This is a genomic window from Polynucleobacter difficilis, assembly GCF_003065365.1.
In the GTDB taxonomy this organism is placed as follows: domain Bacteria; phylum Pseudomonadota; class Gammaproteobacteria; order Burkholderiales; family Burkholderiaceae; genus Polynucleobacter; species Polynucleobacter difficilis.
On record NZ_CP023276.1, the window covers coordinates 911,107 to 931,073 of the forward strand.

19 protein-coding genes, 2 tRNA genes and 1 riboswitch are annotated in these 19,967 nt (G+C 48.3%); of the genes, 6 read left to right on the top strand and 15 right to left on the bottom strand.

Annotated features, from left to right (window positions below; translation table 11 throughout):
- Positions 1-313: 313 nt before the first annotated feature.
- The gene (locus tag AOC34_RS04655; RefSeq protein WP_108468990.1) at positions 314-991 is read right to left on the bottom strand and encodes a hypothetical protein; all 678 of its coding nucleotides are present in this window, start codon (positions 989-991) and stop codon (positions 314-316) included.
- Positions 992-1,337: 346 nt separating this feature from the next.
- Between AOC34_RS04655 and AOC34_RS04660 the strand changes: the two genes are divergently transcribed.
- Entirely contained in the window at positions 1,338-1,904 is a 567-nt protein-coding gene (locus AOC34_RS04660; RefSeq protein ID WP_108470050.1) for a tyrosine-type recombinase/integrase, read from the top strand.
- Here the strand turns inward: AOC34_RS04660 and AOC34_RS04665 are convergent.
- Positions 1,901-2,731, bottom strand: coding sequence for a hypothetical protein (locus AOC34_RS04665; protein WP_159074817.1), 831 nt, complete (start codon positions 2,729-2,731; stop codon positions 1,901-1,903). The genes AOC34_RS04660 and AOC34_RS04665 overlap by 4 nt on opposite strands.
- A gap of 176 nt (positions 2,732-2,907) precedes the next feature.
- On the opposite strand from AOC34_RS04665, the gene AOC34_RS04670 reads away from it, so the two are divergent.
- Entirely contained in the window at positions 2,908-3,759 is an 852-nt protein-coding gene (locus tag AOC34_RS04670; protein ID WP_108468992.1) for an ATP-binding protein, read from the top strand.
- A complete protein-coding gene (locus tag AOC34_RS04675; protein ID WP_108468993.1) occupies positions 3,759-4,511 on the top strand; it encodes an NUMOD3 domain-containing DNA-binding protein in 753 nt (250 codons plus the stop codon). Before AOC34_RS04670 ends, AOC34_RS04675 begins: the two co-directional genes overlap by 1 nt.
- Positions 4,512-4,513: 2 nt before the next feature.
- Here the strand turns inward: AOC34_RS04675 and AOC34_RS04680 are convergent, their stop codons facing one another.
- From AOC34_RS04680 to AOC34_RS04690, 3 genes are all read right to left on the bottom strand, one after another.
- Complete coding sequence (locus AOC34_RS04680; RefSeq protein WP_108468994.1) at positions 4,514-4,987, bottom strand: hypothetical protein; 474 nt, start codon at positions 4,985-4,987, stop codon at positions 4,514-4,516.
- A gap of 49 nt (positions 4,988-5,036) precedes the next feature.
- Positions 5,037-6,374 carry a tyrosine-type recombinase/integrase gene (locus AOC34_RS04685; RefSeq protein WP_159074818.1) on the bottom strand — a complete coding sequence of 446 codons (1,338 nt, stop codon included), beginning with the start codon at positions 6,372-6,374 and terminating at the stop codon, positions 5,037-5,039.
- Between the two features lie 187 nt (positions 6,375-6,561).
- Positions 6,562-6,637: transfer RNA gene (locus AOC34_RS04690), tRNA-Asn, on the bottom strand.
- A 47-nt stretch (positions 6,638-6,684) separates the two neighbouring features.
- On the opposite strand from AOC34_RS04690, the gene AOC34_RS04695 reads away from it, so the two are divergent.
- Complete coding sequence (locus AOC34_RS04695; RefSeq protein ID WP_108468996.1) at positions 6,685-7,605, top strand: DMT family transporter; 921 nt, start codon at positions 6,685-6,687, stop codon at positions 7,603-7,605.
- 9 nt (positions 7,606-7,614) lie between these two features.
- Complete coding sequence (gene thiD / locus AOC34_RS04700; protein ID WP_108468997.1) at positions 7,615-8,508, top strand: bifunctional hydroxymethylpyrimidine kinase/phosphomethylpyrimidine kinase; 894 nt, start codon at positions 7,615-7,617, stop codon at positions 8,506-8,508.
- Positions 8,509-8,516: 8 nt separating this feature from the next.
- Here thiD and AOC34_RS04705 read toward each other — a convergent pair whose 3' ends face one another.
- From AOC34_RS04705 to AOC34_RS04745, 10 genes are all read right to left on the bottom strand, one after another.
- Positions 8,517-9,464 (bottom strand): thiamine phosphate synthase, encoded by a 948-nt coding sequence (locus AOC34_RS04705; RefSeq protein ID WP_108468998.1) that lies wholly within the window; start codon positions 9,462-9,464, stop codon positions 8,517-8,519.
- Positions 9,461-10,276 carry a thiazole synthase gene (locus AOC34_RS04710; protein WP_108468999.1) on the bottom strand — a complete coding sequence of 272 codons (816 nt, stop codon included), beginning with the start codon at positions 10,274-10,276 and terminating at the stop codon, positions 9,461-9,463. The genes AOC34_RS04705 and AOC34_RS04710 overlap by 4 nt, the downstream gene beginning before the upstream one ends.
- 27 nt (positions 10,277-10,303) lie before the next feature.
- A complete protein-coding gene (gene thiS, locus AOC34_RS04715; protein ID WP_108469000.1) occupies positions 10,304-10,501 on the bottom strand; it encodes a sulfur carrier protein ThiS in 198 nt (65 codons plus the stop codon).
- Positions 10,489-11,667, bottom strand: coding sequence for an FAD-dependent oxidoreductase (locus AOC34_RS04720; RefSeq protein ID WP_108469001.1), 1,179 nt, complete (start codon positions 11,665-11,667; stop codon positions 10,489-10,491). Before AOC34_RS04720 ends, thiS begins: the two co-directional genes overlap by 13 nt.
- A 19-nt stretch (positions 11,668-11,686) precedes the next feature.
- Positions 11,687-13,603: a phosphomethylpyrimidine synthase ThiC gene (thiC, locus tag AOC34_RS04725; protein ID WP_108470051.1), complete on the bottom strand. Its 1,917-nt coding sequence runs from the start codon at positions 13,601-13,603 to the stop codon at positions 11,687-11,689.
- Between the two features lie 40 nt (positions 13,604-13,643).
- A riboswitch (TPP riboswitch) is annotated at positions 13,644-13,742 on the bottom strand.
- A 45-nt stretch (positions 13,743-13,787) separates the two neighbouring features.
- Positions 13,788-14,636 carry an NUDIX hydrolase gene (locus AOC34_RS04730; protein WP_108469002.1) on the bottom strand — a complete coding sequence of 283 codons (849 nt, stop codon included), beginning with the start codon at positions 14,634-14,636 and terminating at the stop codon, positions 13,788-13,790.
- Positions 14,637-14,973: 337 nt separating this feature from the next.
- Positions 14,974-15,048, bottom strand: a tRNA-Arg gene (locus AOC34_RS04735).
- A gap of 23 nt (positions 15,049-15,071) precedes the next feature.
- The gene (locus AOC34_RS10230) at positions 15,072-15,233 is read right to left on the bottom strand and encodes a hypothetical protein (RefSeq protein ID WP_159074819.1); all 162 of its coding nucleotides are present in this window, start codon (positions 15,231-15,233) and stop codon (positions 15,072-15,074) included.
- 43 nt (positions 15,234-15,276) lie between these two features.
- Positions 15,277-16,509 (bottom strand): MFS transporter, encoded by a 1,233-nt coding sequence (locus AOC34_RS04740; RefSeq protein WP_108469003.1) that lies wholly within the window; start codon positions 16,507-16,509, stop codon positions 15,277-15,279.
- Positions 16,510-16,521: 12 nt separating this feature from the next.
- Positions 16,522-17,742 carry a CaiB/BaiF CoA transferase family protein gene (locus AOC34_RS04745; RefSeq protein WP_108469004.1) on the bottom strand — a complete coding sequence of 407 codons (1,221 nt, stop codon included), beginning with the start codon at positions 17,740-17,742 and terminating at the stop codon, positions 16,522-16,524.
- Between the two features lie 129 nt (positions 17,743-17,871).
- Here AOC34_RS04745 and AOC34_RS04750 point away from each other — a divergent pair, with 129 nt between their 5' ends.
- Positions 17,872-19,860: a DNA topoisomerase IV subunit B gene (locus AOC34_RS04750; RefSeq protein WP_108469005.1), complete on the top strand. Its 1,989-nt coding sequence runs from the start codon at positions 17,872-17,874 to the stop codon at positions 19,858-19,860.
- The last annotated feature ends 107 nt before the right edge of the window (positions 19,861-19,967 follow it).

Genomic DNA, 19,967 nt, shown 5'->3' on the forward strand with positions numbered 1-19,967 from the left:
CAAGCTAGTTTGCAAGGGTTCCTGATATAGACCGCAAATTAGCTGCGTATGACGGCACGTAATAGGTGATAGCAATACCTACCTATCTTGCTTCTTGCAAGTTGTGTGTATATCAGTTGAAAACCTCAGTGAAAGAGGCTTGCATGAGTTGAGCCCTTTATCAGGGCTTGGCTTGTGCTTCCTAGTGAAAGATCTTGAAATTCAATATTTCAAATCATAATTTTAAAAAACATTTAAAAGAAGAAAAATGCGATGAGCGGAAGCGAAGAGCAGGCTAACGCAGTTAGCTTTAAAACACATCAATCAAAAGAGCTTAAGTAGATTGCTGCTCTAAAAAACCACGCCAACAATAGCTACCATATGATTTTTCATTTTCCTTGGTTCTCTTTTGATCAATACAGTCTTTAAGTAGAATTTTTGAATAAAACCATTTTTTCCCATTCCAATATGCATAGCCACTATGCTTAGGTGATTGGTAATCCATATCGGATATTTCATAGATACCAGTTCTTAATGGATTTATATCACTTGGGAACCAAATAGTTTTTTTGCTGTATTCGTATTTCTTTTTTGTTTCCGTATCTTCTTCAAGATAGGTGTGCATTTTGTAGTACTCAATATCCCTGAGTTCAATAATGCCCTCGGCTGCGTCGTCCGTGTTCCATGTCCCTGAGAACATACAGTATGCAATCGTATTTCTAAAGTCTTGAATGAATTGTTCTTTTTCATCTGAATCAACAAATTCAAATAGAGAGCTAACACTGGGTATAGAAAAGTAATCATCCGCATCGCCATCTTCAGAAAATTCCTCACCGTTCTCGTAGGCAGAATATTTTCTCGCCGCTGTTGGATACAGTTCGGCCATGATCGAGTCGAGATTTTGATGAATTTCTTCATGAATTAATCCAAAACCTTCAAGCTGATTAAGAAGGCTATAAAGCAGCTCAATATTTTTATTTGGGCTATTTGTATATCGTGGGTGCTGTGGCATTTTCTCTCCTAATCTAGCTTTTTATTTCGCCATAATATGCAAATACTACATCAGCTGATAATCTGATAATTAACTGATTTTCTAAGACTAAATTCCTAGTGTCTATTTATTATTTCGTGGCAGAAATGCCACAAATTGCCATCAAATTCCATTGTTTTAGCACTCAACACTTTTTTCACATTTGATGTTGAGTGCTTGTAACCACTTGAAAATCATACGGTAAATTTTCAGCCAAATTCACTTGTAAAACCCATCAATCTGAGTGTATTTGTGGCCATTTCCGGTAGGAATATGGCAGTTTTGAATACAAAATATAAGTACATAGATGGCAAAACAAGGAGGGACCATGGCACAAGCAAAAACATTAAGTGATCAAGAGCTGCAAAGGGCTTTAGATTACACAGCAACTACTAAAGCAGCAGTACGTAATCGCGCAATACTGCTGTTAACGCACTGGGCGGGTATGCGTATAGGAGAAGTAGCGAGTGTGCGCTACAGCGACGTTTTAAGCAGCGACAACCAGGTTTTAAGTGAGATCCGCTTGGCAGCCAATCAAACTAAGGGCTCTAAAAGTAGGGTGGTACTCTTATCGGAGCGTATGCAACAGGAGCTTGCCATCTATATCGCAGCTTATCCACCTAAGGATATGAATCGTCCACTCTTTCCCACACAAAGGGCTTTGGGATTTACTCCTAATACTCTTACTCACGTAATTAACGGCTTATACCGTCAAGCAGGGCTTAATGGCGCTACTAGTCATAGTGGCCGTCGTGGCTTTTTGACACGATTAAGTGAGAAAGGGGTTTCAGTTAGGGTAATGATGCAGTTAGCAGGCCATAGTCAAATGTCTACAACACAGCGTTATATTGATACAAGGCCGGATATCCTGCGTAATGCAGTAGAGCTAATTTAGCGGTATTTGGCTTTTTCTCTTTTAGCCCAGGCCGTTTGTTTAGCTAAGACTTGATGAAACTCATCCGCATTAAATTTAACTGCATAAGGATGCTTGGCATTACTGGGAAAAATACCCCGTGCAGCATTTTCAGCAACCATATTGGCGTTAAGTAGTGCACGACTAGTGACGATCGTGAGTGTTTGCCTTGCCTGTGAAGTTAGAGTAGTTTTTTTAGTAGCTTTAGGGTCAACTTCATTGCTATAGGTTTTACTAACTTGTGCTTCTGCACCAATGCGCCATAGCTCACTTTCATTGTGCAGTGCTCTTAGCCATAATGTCTTAATACCGATCTTTAAGGTTTGTAAGTGCGTTTTCTTTTGTATGAGCTGGTATTGAGCTTTTGATTGCGTTGGCTTATTGCTAATACTGTTAGATAGTATTTGGGTAATTTCGGTGATCAAGCGGCTACGTTTAATATTCAGTGGAACAGCTATCAGCAAGGTATCGGGTTCGCCTGTCTCTGCCCAGTCATTGCGAATGTACTTTTCAACATTTTCTAAGACGCTCTTTACTTCTTTATTGCTTGTTAATTTAGAAATGGATTTAGGGCTGGGCCTTTTGGTAGGCGTACCCATTAATGCAAGACCAGTATTAATCCACCAGGGCTTAAAGAGTTTCTGTTGGAGATTGCCAAAATCATCAAATACCCTCAGTACCTGGTCGAAGTCTTTTGGCAGACGCTGCCTATCTAGTGCCGAGAGTTTGCCTGTCCGATGGAGCCTAGCAAGTTCATAACTAGGGCTGAGTCTCAGGTATTCAAACCAATATTGATAGAGCACCTGCATTTCCGCATAGCGATTTTTGCCAACAAAGTCTTTGGCTTTAATACGCAGTTGTGGAGGGGTCTTAAGGCTCATAATTATTAACAGAATAGCATAAAAATTATCTAGTTAATCTATGAAATAGTTAATATATGAGATCCTTCAAATACAGCAATTTCGCTGTGTATAAGGAGCTAATAATGTTAGAAACGATCACAAAAATTAATGAATCAATTAACTATGCTGCTGTGGCAGATATCCTGCAAGATCCCATCTTTAAGCCAAGTCTTCGTAAGCGCATTGATGAGGTGCGTGAATATAACGAAGATGCTCAAGAGTTTTTGCGTGACGTAGTCGCTGGTGCACATCGTGCGGCTATTATCTACGGCCCTCCGGGCATGGGGAAGACCCATGCAATTGTTGAGGCACTTAATAGTGCCGGCCTACAAGAACTTAATGATTTCATTATTGCAAGAAGTCATACAACCCCTGGAATGTTGTATGTATTACTCTATCTGATGCGTAAGCACGGCAAGTATGTCATTTTAGATGATTGCGATGGCATTATTGCTGACGAAACTGGCCTTAATTTATTAAAAGGGGCTACCGATCCAACTTATCGTTGGGTGGGATGGTCATCTACAAAAGAGTTGCGCAATCCAACTAATGGAAAATCGTTGCCCAGTAGTTTTGAATTTAATGGCACAGTGATTGTGTCTACAAACGTGCGTTTAGCCAGCGGACGGGGACGTATTGCTAACCACATGGATGCTCTGCGTAGTCGTTCCGCACCATTTTCTTTAAATTTAGAGAGTCGCGAGGATCAGTATGCTCAGATATTTCATATGATCGTTGAAAAGGACTATCTTGCAGCTGATGTAAATACTGAAATTAAAAATGAGCAGAAAGTTGAGCTTCTCAAGTTTTTATTAGAAAACTTGGATATACCTCGTAGACTTGATCTTCGCCTGCCTCAGCACATCGCTCGAGCCATGAAGGCAAAGCCTAATAATTGGCAGCGTCAAGCTCGTCGCTTCTTGGAGGCTGCATAATGACCAGATCAAAAGAGCGCAGTATTGAGTGGCTGTTATCGCTAAGTCCTGCGCAATTTAATTCAGCTACATTTGCTCCAGGGAATACAAAGTGGCGCGCTTCATTATCAGATGAGCAAAAAGCTGAATTTGCTCGTAAGTTAAGTATCGCTAATAAGGGCAAAGTTCGTAGTCAGGAAACACGCAACAAGATTAGCTTGGCAAAGCTAGGAAAACCTAATCCAAGAAAGCCTGGATGGGTAGCTCCACCGTCGCCATTGAAAGGTAAACCTGGGGTTGTCCATACTGAAGCAACTAAGCTAAAAATCTCAATAGCCAATAAAGGTCGCCTTAATGGCATTAAGCGTGGCCCACAAAGTGATCAAACTAAGGAGAAGTATTTACTCAGTAAAATTGAAGCTGGCTTAACTACGAGGTGTCAAACACCATTGGGTATTTTTAGAACTCGTGCTGAGGCTGCTAGAGCTCATGGCGTTGATCCTGTTTCAATATCAAATTGGATGAGGAAAGAAAAGCCTGGATTTTTTTACTTAGATAAAAAAGATATTGACAAATGTAAGCGAGATCGTGAAGAGTGGCTAAACCATTTAGCATCTAAACCAAGCTTAAGAAGAGGTCGCTCTGTCAAAACGCCATTAGGAGATTTTCCCAGTATTCGTTCAGCCGCAAAAGCTATCGGAATTGATCAATCAACACTGTCCGATAGAATTAAGCGAGACTGGAATGGTTATGCGTTTATTAATAAAAAGTAACATTAAGCAAATCCAGCCAAACTTAACTGTTTTTCAACATCCCTAAAGGCCAACTCCGTGTTGGCCTTTTTTACATCCTTTGTACTTGGGGACACAAAGACGTATTTGCCTTGTGTAGTCACTTTGATCTCCACCAGGCCTAGCTGCGTATTAAATTGGTAGATGGCTGTAAATCGCGGAACTAGTTCACCTTTGTAGGACTTATGCGTGACTGACAACTTGGCTTTGGCTGCCTTTGGCAAGGTCCAATAATCATTCAAATCCGTATCGCAGCGTTTAATTAAAGTCTTCACTGCCGCTAGGGCGTCTTTCTTGGATAACTTTTTGAGCTGCGGCAGTTCCTTGGTTAAATCCTCACCAGCTTCTAGTCTGGTTTTAACCTGCTTAAAGTGCGACAAATCACAAGCTCGCTCTATGCTTTGTTTTAAAGCGCCATCGGCTTTACGTTCAAAGAAGGTCTGAATAAATGGAGTCATCAGATCACCATAGCCGTGGGATATCTTTGAAAGTAGTGCGCTTTTGTCATTAACTTACTTTCGCCAGTGATTTATTGAGCTCGTCTTTGAGCTCTTTAGTGGCTTTGGCATTGGCTTCATTTAGTGGCAAATAGATGCCAGTAGTTGCCCCTACTAAGCTCATCACATCGCTACGTACTGGACTTGGGTTCATGTAGCGCAAAATCTCTTCACTGGCAGCAGTCTTATCATTTGGAATGCTGCCTGCCAATTGCTCAGCAATCATCAGTGGTTTGAGATGACTGTAATGACGCTCAATCATCAAAATACTCGTACCCATCTGATTAGCGAGCTGCCCAAAACTCATGCCTTCTAATACTCGCTGCGTAGCGTAGTAGTGGCGCAGGCTATACAAACTTCTTGATTTGCCATCTTTATCGCTTTTGCTCAAACCAGCAGCCTCTAAGCAATCAGCAAAAGCGCCCACTAAGTCATAGGGGCGATTGCCATCGCGCATTCTAAAAAGCAGCTTATCTTCCTTTTTTGCTACCAACTCTTCTAAAGTCAGTTTGGAGTAAGCGGGTTGAAATTCACGCAGCTTGTCTAGCAAAGGCCAAAGCTCGTTTCTAGCAATCAGTTGTCTACTGCCACGTTTACCTTGTGGCAAGGTGATGTGAATAACTCGCATCGTAGGCTTTTGAATAAATTCAATATTCTTCCACTTAAGCTCTTTAGTCTCGGTGCCTGGGCGAACACCGGTACAGGCAATGAAGGTGATGTACAAGCCCAGTAGCTCGCGAAGCTGCTGACTCTTGACATTCTTAGTGGCTTGTATCCAACCTCTAATAAATGTCTGCAGCTCAATCAATTCATCGGTACTAAAGATCCCACGAGTCGCATTAGCTTCACCGGTATTTTTAAGGCTAGGGCGCTGACTCTCAGTCATGTACTTCTTTTCAACTGCGTAATCAAATACGTAATTGAGGGCAGCATTATGGTTATTTTGGGTTGAAGCCTTAAGCTCATAGCCAACCTTTTCCGTGCGCCAACGGTGAAAGTCCGAGACGACATCAGGCGTTATGCGGTCGATATTGAACTTGCCAAGGAAGGGGGTTAAGTAGCTATCAATGGCACGGTAATAGTCGGCATAACTCTTCTTGCCGGTACCGGCTTTGACCTCGGCCTTTAGGCGGTTGCTCACTATTTCAGCAACGGCTTTGAACTTCTTGCTAACGACAGCCAGTCCTCGTTTATCAAGCACTCTAGCTTCGTGATAAATGTCCTCGGCAATCTGTGTTGCTTCAGTTAAATCAGCAGTTCCAGTCGTTTTACGGTACCAAGTTTTACTAGACCCGATTTTGTAATGCACTTGCCAAAAGCCCGAACGATTTCGACGAAAAAGGCGCAATTCCTTTTTACGCAGTATGATGCTAGAGTCCTGACTGGCTGGCACTTTGCTGTTTTTATAGGGTATTAATTTATAGCAATAGTAGCATCAAACTTGAAATTGAAGTGCGCTAAGAGTGCGCTAAGTTATTTTAAGGGTAAAAAAATAGCCCGCATCGCTGCAGGCTATTGATTTTGCTACTAATTCTTGGCTCCTCGACCTGGGCTCGAACCAGGGACCTACGGATTAACAGTCCGGCGCTCTACCGACTGAGCTATCGAGGAATTGCGTAAGCCAATATCATACAACATCTTCCATTTTTGCCTTAAATATGCGCTTTATCGACCTACGTGTAATGCTGTACCTGATGCTGGCTGCCTTGCTATGGGCGGGTAATGCCGTGGTTGGTCAGTTGCTGGTTGGGGAGATATCCCCCTTGTTGCTGAGTACCGTCCGATGCTTGGTTGCCATTGCAGTGTTATTGCCATTTGGTGTATCGATTTTGAGGGCCAACAGCCCGCTCTGGCAGAATAAAAAACGCTTTCTCTTGCTCGGTTTGTTTGGGGTGGGCGGTTACAACATGCTGCTCTACTTGGCCATTCAGACATCAACCCCCATTAATGTGACCTTGATCGGGGCAAGCATGCCCATTTGGATGCTATTGATAGGCGCTTTGTTTTTTGGCAATCGACCGAATGCTTACCAAGTCATCGGCGCCTTGATTTCTATTTTGGGGGTATGCATTGTTCTCTCGAGAGGGGACTGGCTGGCCATATTGCAAGTCCAGTTTGTATATGGTGACTTGCTGATGGTTTTGGCAACCATTCTCTGGGCGTTTTACAGTTGGATGCTGACAAAGCCGGGGGGCAGCTCGGAACGGAGTTGGCCTTGGAACGCTTTCTTACTCGCCCAAGTTTTATTTGGCTTAATTTGGTCTTCTGCATTTACCGTAGTGGAGTGGCAGGGCGGTTATATGCATTTTGAGCCCAGTATTTTGGTCTGCATACTCATTCTGTATGTAGCTATCGGGCCATCCTTGATTGCATATCGCTGTTGGGGTTTGGGCGTTGCCAAAGCAGGGCCAACGGTAGCGGCTTTCTTTGCTAATTTCATACCCCTTTTTACCGCCATTCTCTCCACGTTGATTCTGGGAGAATCCCCTCAGGGCTTTCATGGACTCGCCTTTTTATTGATTGTGATCGGAATTGGCTTGTCGGCAACATTAAAACCAAAAGAGCGTATTTCGAACTAAGATAGGAATATGAAAACCAGTAAAAAAACCTCAGTTCGTATTCCTAAAATACTCACGATTGCCGGCTCCGATAGCGGTGGTGGAGCAGGTCTGCAGGCGGATCTCAAGGTGATTACCGCCTTAGGTGGATACGGCATGACGGTGGTGACTGCAATCACTGCACAAAACACCCTCGGCGTGACTAAAATTCAGGGGATCGATCTGGATGTGATTGATGCGCAAATTGATGCAGTAGTGAGTGACATAGGCGTAGATGCAGTCAAAATTGGCATGCTTTCCAGTCCCGAGATTGTGCACTGCGTTGCTGCGGCATTGCGTCGCCATGCCATCAAAACCATCGTGCTGGATCCCGTCTTACGTGCAACATCCGGTGCAAGCTTGGGAGGCGATGCAACCGCGCGTGCCATGCGCGAGGCTTTGTTTCCGCTGGCAACGGTGATTACGCCCAATATGGAAGAGGCCTCCATATTGCTTGGCCGTCCAATTTCAGAGCCTACCGACTTTGAGCAGGCTGCCCGTGATTTGATCGAAATGGGCCCGGACGCGGTATTGATTAAGGGCGGACACCTCGATGCAAAGCATACGCAGCTGATGGATTTTTTGATGTGGCGAGCAATTGATGAGGATGGTAAAAAAATCCTAGAACAGAAAAAACTCCTGCATTACCGTGTCAATACACCCAACACCCACGGCACTGGCTGCTCTCTGGCATCGGCGATTGCAACCTATTTGGCGGACGGTCATGACCTTAGCCATGCTGTTGCAAAAGGAATCGCTTATGTTGAGGCGGGACTGGAAGCAGGCGCTTATCTCAGTATTGGTCAAGGCTCGGGTCCGCTATGGCATATGCATGCGTTTTATCCAACCGTATTACCCGACGACATCGATCCTGCAATCGCTTAGCTAATTTTCTACGCAGTTTTTGCTTGCGCCATGAGTTGGGTCAGGCGCTTTATCGCGGCCTCTGGCTTATCAGATCCTGTAATTGCACGCACTACCGCCACCGATCCCACGCCAGTTTGAGCGACGGATTGGATTGTGCTTTCATCAATACCGCCAATGCCAACCAGGGGATAGTGGTGCATGAGTTGCGCATATTTGCGTAGCCGCCCAAGTCCTTGAGGTGCAGTTGGCATTCGCTTTAACTGCGTTGGAAAGACAGCGCCCATGGCAATGTAACTGGGTAAGAATGAATCGGCATAGACCATCTCAGCATAACCATGTGTACTTAAACCCAAACGCAAACCGGCTTTGCGAATGGCGTCCAAATCAGCCAGCGCTAGGTCTTCTTGGCCGAGGTGCACGCCATAGGCCCCCGCATCAATCGCTTCACGCCAATAGTCGTTAATAAACAGAAGGGTCTTGCTGCCTTGGACAGCGGCAACGGCAGCATTGATTTCTGCCATGAGGCGACCGCGATCAAGAGTGCCTTCTGCTTTGTAGCGTAACTGAACGGTGGGCACTTTGGCATCGACCATGCGCTTAACCCATTCTGCATTCGGCAAGACTGCATAAAGCCCAAGTGCGTGCGGGCATTCAGGGAAGGCGCTGGCATTGGATTGGTGCGGTGTTGGCATTAAATCAAAGTACTCTGGCAGGCTTGGCCAACTGGCCGGATTAAAGCCGCCAGCATGATGCGCCATGCGCGACCATGCCTTGCCTAAAACCCGTGCATCAGTTTCAATAAAGCCCATTTGGATAGCAGCCAAAGCGCCAGCCAGTTCGTAATGATCACCAGCGTGTGTATTGTCTAATGCGGGAGGTAGTTGATGAATGCTGGACTCAGCAACGGCAATGGCTAGATCATCTTGCTGATGGCAGGTAACAATTTGTTCAGCGAGATCGCGAATGAGGCTCATGAGGTCTGATGCCAAAACGGGGTGCCAACCAAAGGGGTGCTGGCTTGCGCTGAACTTTGCGCCTGCATTGCACCGGATAAGTAGGCTGCCCGACCAGCATCAACTGCCTTGGCAAACGCAGTGGCCATTGCCACGGGATTGTCAGCTAGGGCTACTGCGGTATTAAGTAAAACGCCATCGAAGCCCCATTCCATGACAGTGCAGGCATGCGATGGTAAACCGAGGCCGGCATCCACTAAGAGCGGTACCTGCAGGCGTTCACGCAATAGTTTCATGGCATAGGGATTGAGTGGCCCCTGGCCCGTACCGATCGGCGCCGCCCATGGCATTACCGCTTGGCAACCGACGTCTACTAAGCGTTGGCAGAGGATTAAGTCCTCGGTGCAATAGGGCAAGACCTTGAAGCCATCTTTAATCAGGGTTTCGGCAGTTTGCACTAAGCGCAAAGTATCGGGTTGAAGGGTGTAATCATCGCCAATTAATTCGAGCTTAATCCAGTCGGTCTCAAATACCTCGCGGGCCATTTGGGCTGTCGTAATGGCTTCTTGGGGGCTGTGGCAGCCGGCCGTATTCGGCAACACGGGGACGGCCATTTTTTTGAGTAAATCCCAAAAGCCACTATGCGTTTCAGTAGTCGATGTGCCTTGGCGCCGAAGGCTAACGGTGATCATCCCTGGGTTTGCTAGCGCAACCGCATTTTCCAGAATTTGCGGCGATGGATAACGCGAGGTACCGAGGAGCAAGCGACTTGCAAAGGTCTCACCATAGAGAACCAATGCATCGCTAGTAGAAAGGGGGAGTGAAGTCGTCATGGGTACAAATTTGTTAGCGAAGGCGGATTAACCGCCGGTGACCGGGGCAATGATTTCAACCTGATCGTTTTCCTGCAAGATGTATTCAGCATGGCGCGTCTTGGGTACAAATTGCAAATTAACAGCAACGGCATAGGGCGGCTTCGCCTCGATCACCGCCAGGAGATCAGTAATGCAACTATTGCTTGGCAGATCGCGCGGAATTTGATTGGCTATGACGCGCATGCGAGTAACTCAGGTTGAGGGTCATGCGTTACCCGTAAATCAAGGCGCTTGGCTAATGCACTGCTGGCATGTGACTGGTCTACTGCCGAAGAGTGCAACAGCTCGATCGCGCAATCCATTACTGCGGGTGCAATTAAGAAGCCATGCCGATATAGTCCATTGATTAACATCAGCCCAGGCTTGTTGATTCGGATTTCAGGCAAATTGTCTTTAAGGGTCGGGCGGCATTGCGTACTCATTTCTAGAATACGGGCCTCAGCAAAGCCACTATGGACGGTATAGACCGCACTGAGTAATTCCATTGCCGAGCGAACGCTGGTGGGCGATAGGTCTTCGGATTCAATTTCAGTAGCGCCAACCACATACATATCATCCTCTTTGGGCGCAATGTAAATGGGGTAACGTGGATGAATGAGCCGCGTAGGGCGCTTGAGTTTGACTTCAGGCGCATGTAACCGGATTACCTCACCTCGGATACCGCGTAAAGGATTGGACTCCCATGCCTCTTTTGCCCCTAGGCCGCGACAATCAATCACCCAGTCATGCTGTGCTTGGCGATGCAAGTCATCGGGATCGATTGCGAGATTCCAGTGCATCTTCACTTCCATGGTGCCGAGTGCTTGCAATAAGGAGACCATCAATTGCCGATTATCCAATTGGCCTTCGTGCGGTAAAAACAAACCCTGATGAAAGCGGTCGGCTAGGCTGGGTTCAAGCTCTTCTAAGGAATGGCGATCAAGCTGCTGTGGCTGCTCTAGCGGAAAGGCGGATGTGCCTGGTTGCTGACTCTCGCGGCAATTACGGACCAGTTGTGTGCTAAGGCGTTTAGCTTCGATGGCATCTTGTTGATGCCAAACAAAAACCGTACCTTCTTGCTGAAAAAAAACCGGAAGGCTGAGTTCAGCAGTCAATGATTGCCAGCGCGGCAAGCTGTAAATGCCCATTTGCACGACATTGGCTTCGGTGATTGCAGACTCTGCCAGTGGAGCCAGCATCGCCGCTGCAATGGTTGCGGCAGCATGTTCGCCATCTACCCCGCCACGATCATAGAGCGATACCGCTGCTCCCCCTTTTGCTAGGGCGTAGGCCATCATCCGGCCCATGAGGCCGGCCCCGACAATGGCTATTCGCTTGCCAGCAAAAGATGGATTTTCGTGAGCGCGCATCGCGTTTACAACCAATGCTTTATTGGTAAATCTCGCTACCGCGTTTACGGAACTCAATCGACTTCTCTTCCATGCCTTTGACTGCCTCCACTACTTTTGGATTGCCATCGGCATCCAAGGTAGCAGCGTAGTCACGCACTTCTTGGGTAATCTTCATCGAGCAGAACTTTGGACCGCACATCGAGCAGAAGTGGGCAATCTTGGCACCCTCTGCAGGCAGGGTAGCGTCGTGGTATTCACGCGCGCGCTCTGGATCAAGGCCTAAATTAAACTGATCTTCCCAGCGGAACTCAAAGCGGGCTTTCGATAGTGCGTTATCGCGTACTTGAGCGCCAGGTAAGCCCTTGGCCAAGTCTGCACCATGCGCTGCAATCTTGTAAGTAATGATGCCTTCGCGCACATCTTCTTTGTCTGGCAAACCTAAATGCTCTTTAGGCGTGACGTAGCAAAGCATCGCTGTACCGTACCAACCAATTTGCGCTGCGCCAATACCACTCGTGATGTGGTCATAGCCTGGTGCAATATCGGTAATCAGTGGTCCCAAGGTATAGAAGGGCGCCTCTAAGCAATGCTTGAGCTCTTCAGTCATGTTCTCTTCAATGCGCTGCATTGGAACGTGGCCTGGGCCTTCGATCATCACTTGAACGTCATGCTTCCATGCTTTGGCAGTGAGCTCGCCTAAGGTATGCAATTCACCAAACTGGGCTGCATCGTTGGAGTCGGCAATGCAACCTGGCCGCAAACCATCGCCTAAGCTAAAGGACACATCATAGGCCTTCATGATTTCGCAAATTTCATCGAACTTGGTGTAAAGGAAATTCTCTTTATGGTGAGCGAGGCACCATTTCGCCATGATCGAACCACCGCGAGACACAATGCCGGTGATGCGATCGGCTGTGAGCGGAACATAGCGGAGCAATACCCCAGCATGAATGGTGAAGTAATCAACGCCTTGCTCGGCTTGCTCTACTAAGGTGTCGCGGAACATTTCCCAGGTGAGGTCTTCAGCGATGCCGCCGGTTTTATCCAGGGCCTGATAAATCGGCACCGTACCGATTGGTACTGGAGAGTTGCGAATAATCCATTCGCGGGTTTCGTGAATGTGTTTACCGGTAGAGAGATCCATGATGGTGTCAGCACCCCAACGAATCGACCACACCATCTTTTCGACTTCTTCATTAATCGAGGAAGTGACGGCAGAATTACCCAAGTTACCGTTAATCTTGACGCGGAAGTTTCGGCCAATAATCATCGGCTCCAATTCGGGGTGATTAATGTTGGCTGGAATGATCGCACGACCGGCAGCGATTTCTTGGCGCACAAATTCAGGGGTGACGATCTCGGGTAAGTTCGCGCCATAGCCTTTACCAGGATGTTGCTTTAGTAATTGGGTGTAGCGGGGATCTTTACGTAACTGCTCGATGCCCATCGACTCACGCAAGGCAACGTATTCCATCTCGGGCGTAATGATGCCTTGGCGGGCGTAATGCATTTGACTCACATTGGCGCCGGACTTGGCGACGCGCGGTGCGCCGATATGGGCAAAGCGCAGGTGTTGGGTAGCAGCATCTTTGGAGCGCGCGACACCATACTCTGAAGTAGGGCCGGCCAGCTGCTCAGTATCGCCCCGCTGCGTAATCCAATTAGCGCGCAGCTTTGGTAAGCCTTTCTCCAAGTTGATCACAATATCTGGATCACTGTAGGGGCCCGAAGTGTCATAGACAGGGACGGGCGGATTGGGAACCATCTCCTTGCCCACTGCAGTCGGCAATTGCTCAATCATGCGAATCGGCGCTTTGATATCAGAGCGCGAGCCCTCTAAATATGTCTTGGTCGAAGCGGGATACGCAAACTTTTGCCCAAAGTCACGCTCTAGACTTTTAAGGGTGGGGATCTCGGGTTTTGCGGGTTTTGTTTTAACGTCTGCTGTGCTCATATCCATCTCCTAACTGATTATTCGATGGACGAAACCGGGTACCGGTTTTGATGACACTCCCCACGCCAGCATTATCTGGATCGGGTAATAGGGTCTTTCTCAGCGCCACCAGTTACGGAGGGCACCCCTGTTTCATCCTTATACGCATTTAACCATGATTCGGTGGCTCGTGTCCTGACCTGAATCAAGCTGAGGCATTGCTGCGCCGCAAAATAAAATCGGCAGTGACGAGGGCAGCATCCGCAGTGAATTCATCGGCCAATATACGGGCAGCCGCTTCGCCAAAGGAAACCGCAATAAAGCCGGCCACCTCGCCATCGCGGTTGGTGGGCAGCAAATTGCTTGGGAGCAATAAATCGTAGATAAATAGGGATTCCGCATGAAAGCCCAAGGGCGGGGTGGGCCTACGCATCTCCATGCGGCCTGCAGGCTGAATCTCGCTGGCAATGGCTTTGGGGATACCGGCTTCTTCCCAAAGCTCACGGGAGGCGCAAACCCAGGGGGTTTCATCGGCTGAAATGCCTCCAGCACTTACGTTATCCAATTTTCCAGGGTCTATTTGCTTGTTTTCACTACGGCGACCCAGCCAGATATGACCGCTTTCAGTAAAACCGTTGATATGGCTAGCCATACTCTTGAGCCCAAAGGTACGAAAAGCAGCCCGTTCCAGCTGAAACAAGGCATGCCCCTGAGCATCGATAAAGGCAAATTCTTCATTACGCCAGCCTGGAATAAACCCCCCTTGGCGCATGCGATCAGCCAAGGTCCGCATGGTTTGGCTGAGCAAGGCAGGGCGAGAGCCGTCGAGCAATATGCGCTGTGGCTCGATGTGCACCCCGGCGATCGGACTGGCGGCCAGGGATTGCTTAAGAAAAGTAAAAAAATCCAAGTGCAGATAGCCTACCGTTTGCCCCGATTGATTACCCGATGGAATGGCAAGAAAAATGGGCACGTATTCCGATGGAACCGACCGCGCCGTATTTTGGAGCAATTCTTCGAGGGCAGCAAGGGTGCTGGGCGTGAGTGCATTCATGCGTTTAAGTGTACGAGAAAGCAATCTGCTAGCAGCTGGGAATGAAAATGTATTTCATTTTTTAAACCTTGGATTGGCATCGCACTCATGAAAAATCAGGAACGCATAGATTTAAAAATAAAAGTCAATGGTTAAATAAAAACAAAAAATCGTCGCAAGGGCATTGCTTATTTTTTAAGCAATCCAGATCGGCCTATAAAAATTCAATACTTAGCAACACTTTCTGTAATTTATCCACATTTGCTGTGGATAACTTTTTGAATAAATAATCCGATTGACTTTTCAATTCATTTGAGAAATAAAAAGTGAGTTACTTATAAGTGAAGCGTGCAGACTGTGGTCCCGCCGACAGGAATCGAACCTGTATCCCACGCTTAGGAGGCATGTGCACTATCCATTGTGCTACGGCGAGCAATGCAATTCAATCGCTTGTATTTAAAAGCCGCACAATGCCCAAACGGTATTGGTTAATGCAACCATGAGGTCGGGTGCAAAGTAAGCCATAAAGGTCAAGCTTAAAACAAGACCGCAAAACAGCAACACAGCAAAACGTTGCCACAGGGGCTTACGGACTGGCGTGCTAAAAAGGGTGCGCATACCGGATTGTACTCAGACGGGCGGTATCGATACGTAAGCGTATTTAGGTCGACTGCAATCGACCAAGGGCGCGTTCCTGTATCGGTAAGTTAATCAGTGCAGCAAAAATGCCCAGCCCAATAGCAATCATCCATACGGGGTCATAGGTGCCGCTGCGATCATATAAAAGCCCGCCCAAATAGGCGCCGCAAAAACTTCCCAGCTGGTGTGAAAAGAATACCAAGCCAGACAGCATTGTTAAGTATTTAACGCCAAAAATTTGCGCCACGATTGCATTCGTTAAGGGAACGGTGGAGAGCCAAAGAAATCCCATCACCGCTGCAAACACATAGGTTGATAGCGGCGTGATTGGCATAAATACAAAAAGGGCGATGGCAACAGCGCGGCTCGCATAGATGCCAGACAGTAAATACCGCTTCGGAAAGCGCTGACCTAAAACGCCGGCATAAAAGGTACCAAATACATTAAAGAGGCCAATCAAGGCTAGTGCTGTGCTGGCAACTGCCGGAGAACCAAGCGATGGGACCGCCTTGGAGAGATCACTGAGGTATGGCGCCAAGTGCACCGATATAAAGACCACCTGAAAGCCGCACACAAAATAACCCAATGTCAGTAGCTGAAAGCTGCGGTTATGCATCGCCTCACCCAGCGCCTCTGCAATGGTTTGATTTCCGAGCTGTAAGTGTGTCGATCCTGCCGGCTCTTTAAGCTTAAAGGCGATGGGCAACATCAAGGTGGCCATTAAGCCCAGCAGCAGAAGTGCATCGGTCGCGCCAAAATGGGTAATCAAGCCTTGCTCGACGGGAATCATCAGGAACTGACCAAAGGATCCTGCCGCTGCTGCTACCCCCATTGCCCAAACCCGTTTCTCGGCGGCTACATTACGACCCAAGATTCCATAGACGACGCTGTAGGTAGTAGCGGTTTGCGCTAAGCCAATCAAAAGACCGCCAGCCACAGTGAACGGAAGAATGTCGGTTGATAGACCCATACCCACCAAACCTAAGGCATAGAGGATGCCGCCGGCTACCATGATGCGAAAAGCACCAAAGCGATCGGCGAGGGCGCCAGTAACGGGCTGCATTGCGCCCCACACTAAATTTTGGAGGGCAATAGTGAGTGCAAAGGTTTCGCGATCCCAGCCATTGGTGGCAGTGATGGGTAGGTTAAATAAACCAAAGCCATGGCGAATACCCATCGATAGAGTGACAAGCAGGCCGCCGTAAATCAGGACTTGTTTGAGTGAGATAGACGCTCTTGATTGGGTATTTATCATGCGATGAGACGCTTAGATTGCGTGTTTTTGGCGAAGGGTTGAAATCGCTTCTGCACTCAGGCCAAGGCGATCGCGCAGCACCTCATCAGTATGCTGACCTAATGTCGGGGGCGGCATGCGCACCTCGACGGGCGTTGCCGATAGCTTCATGGGGCTTGCAACCAATTTCATGGTGCCGGCAGTGGGATGGGGTACTTGCAGTTGAACCTGACGCGAAACGACTTGCTCATTAGCAAAGACTTCTTCCAAATCGTTAATCGGTCCGCACGGCACGTTGACCTTTTCCAAGGTAGCAATCCAATCATTCTTGGTTTTGGTCTTCGTCATCTCCGTTAGCAAGGGAACCAAAATAGAGCGGTGCGCAACCCGCGATGGATTGTCGGCAAAGCGTGCATCGTCAGCCAGCTGCTCTTGCCCGCCAGCCTTTACAAACTGCCGAAACTGACTGTCATTACCAACGGCAATGATCATCCAGCCATCGGAGGTAGGGAAAGTTTGATACGGAACAATATTGGGGTGGGCATTTCCCCAGCGTCGCGGCGCAGTTCCGGTGCATAAGTAATTGCTCGAGATATTGGCCATGACCGCAATTTGGGTATCCAATAAAGCCATGTCGATGTATTGACCCAGGCCGGTACGGTCACGGTGAATCACGGCAGCCAGAATGGCTGAGCTGGCATACATGCCGGTAAACAAATCGACAATCGCAACCCCCGCTTTTTGCGGCCCACCGCCGGGTAAATCGTCAGCCTCACCCGTCACGCTCATGAAGCCACCCAAGCCTTGAATAATGAAGTCATAGCCAGGACGCTGAGCGTAGGGGCCAGTTTGACCAAAGCCGGTGACGGAGCAATAAATCAGATCGGGCTTTAGTAAGGTGAGGCTGTCATAATCCAGCCCATATTTTTTTAACTGACCCACCTTGTAGTTTTCAATCACGACATCGGATTCAGCAGCTAGTTTGCGAATGATGTCTTGACCCTCGGGCGTGCTGATATCGACGGTAATCGAGCGTTTATTGCGATTGATCGAAATGAAGTACGCGGCTTCTGCCGTATCTTCGCCTTGTGGATTTTGGGCAAACGGAGGCCCCCAGTGGCGGGTATCGTCGCCAACGTTAGGGCGCTCGACTTTAATGACGTCGGCACCTAAATCGGCTAAATTTTGGGCGCACCACGGACCGGCAAGAACCCGGCTGAGGTCTAAAACCCGAATATGACTAAGTGCACCCATGGCCTAATTTTGGCATGAATGGGTAAATAATCGCGTGCAAGCTCCTTAGAACGCCTCAAAATACGCAAGCAGAGCCCATGCAACGGTAAAAAAAGAAGCCAATCCCAGACATGGCTACAATTTCTGCGCATGGCAACCCGTAAAACCTCCGAATACAGCGAATCATCGATTCAAGTTCTGAAAGGACTTGAGCCAGTTCGTCAGCGCCCTGGAATGTATACCAGGACCGATAACCCCCTTCACATCATCCAGGAAGTACTGGATAACGCATCTGATGAGGCTCTAGGGGGCTTTGGTAAGCAAATCATGGTGACCTTGCATGCCGATGGCAGCGTCAGTATTGAGGACGATGGTCGCGGCATTCCTGTGGGCATGCACCCCACAGAGAAGTTACCCGTAGTACAAATTGTTTTTACCCAGCTGCATGCGGGCGGCAAGTTTGAAAAAGGCAGCGGCGGGGCGTATGCCTTTTCCGGTGGCTTGCACGGCGTTGGCGTGTCGGTCACCAATGCCCTTTCGAAGCGCCTTGATGTCACGGTATGGCGTGAGGGGCAAATGTCGACCTTGAGTTTTGCCGATGGCAATGTCATCGAGAAACTCAAAACCAGACCAGCCGATAAGGGCGATAAAGCCCACGGTACGCGTGTCCGGGCATGGCCTGATGGCAAATATTTTGACAGTGCTGCTATTCCGATGGCGGATCTCATTCGCCTGCTGCGCTCCAAAGCAGTGTTACTGCCCGGCGTCAAAGTCACCTTAATCCAAGAGAAAAGTGGCGAGACGCAATCCTGGCAATACGCACAGGGTTTGCGTGGCTACCTGAATGAAGCTTTGGCCCAGGCGGGTCACAGCGCTGAAGTGATACCCGCATTTGAAGCAGAGCAATATGCTACTGGCAATGCCGATGACGATACCTTTGCCGAAGGCGAGGGCGCTGCCTGGGTAGTGACCTGGACCGAAGATGGCCCACCGGTTCGTGAGAGTTATGTGAATTTAATTCCGACACCCGCCGGCGGTACTCATGAAAGCGGCCTACGCGAAGGCCTCTTCAACGCGGTCAAAGGCTTTATCGAAATGCATGCCTTGCAACCCAAGGGGGTGAAGTTAATGCCCGAGGATGTCTTTGCACGTGCTTCCTTTATTTTGTCTGCCAAGGTGCTCGATCCCCAGTTCCAGGGACAAATTAAAGAACGCCTGAACTCACGCGATGCCGTGCGTTTGGTGTCCGGTTTTTCCAAATCTGCACTCGAGCTTTGGCTAAACCAGCACGTTGACTATGGTCGCAAATTAGCTGAACTGGTCATCAAGCAAGCGCAAGCCCGTACCCGCGCTGGACAAAAAGTTGAAAAGAAAAAATCGTCTGGCGTGGCTGTGCTGCCAGGCAAGTTAACGGATTGCGAGAATCAAGACGTTACGCTGAACGAACTCTTTTTGGTTGAGGGAGACTCTGCCGGTGGTTCAGCCAAAATGGGCCGCAACAAAGAGTACCAGGCCATATTGCCGCTGCGTGGCAAGGTTCTCAATACCTGGGAAGCAGAGCGTGATCGCCTGTTTGCGAACAACGAGGTGCATGATATTGCGGTGGCGATTGGTGTTGATCCCCATGGCCTCAATGACACACCCGACCTATCCAATTTGCGTTACGGCAAGATCTGCATTCTGTCCGATGCTGACGTAGATGGTTCGCATATTCAGGTCTTGTTGCTGACTTTATTCTATAAACACTTTCCGAAGTTATTGGATGCAGGTCATGTGTATATCGCTCGGCCACCACTCTTTCGAGTGGATGCGCCTGCACGCGGCAAGAAGCCAGCACAAAAAATCTATGCCCTCGATTCGAGCGAACTCAATGCAATCGAAGACAAGTTACGCAAAGACGGTGTTCGCGATAACGCTTGGCAAATTTCCCGCTTTAAGGGCCTTGGCGAAATGAGTGCCGAGCAACTGTGGGATACCACCCTTAATCCCGATACGCGCCGCTTACTCCCAGTTACCTTGGGCGCATTAAGTGAGCAAGATACATTTAAAACCATGGACATGCTGATGGGTAAATCCGAATCTGGCGCGAGACGAGACTGGCTGGAAGAGCGTGGCAATGAAGTAGAGGCAGATATCTAATGGCAACCCGCAAACCCAAATCAGAAGCCAGTATGCAAGAGCAAGCAGATTTATTTGCGATGGACGGCGCTGGCGCAAGCATCAGTTCGCCTCCCATCCCGCCACGC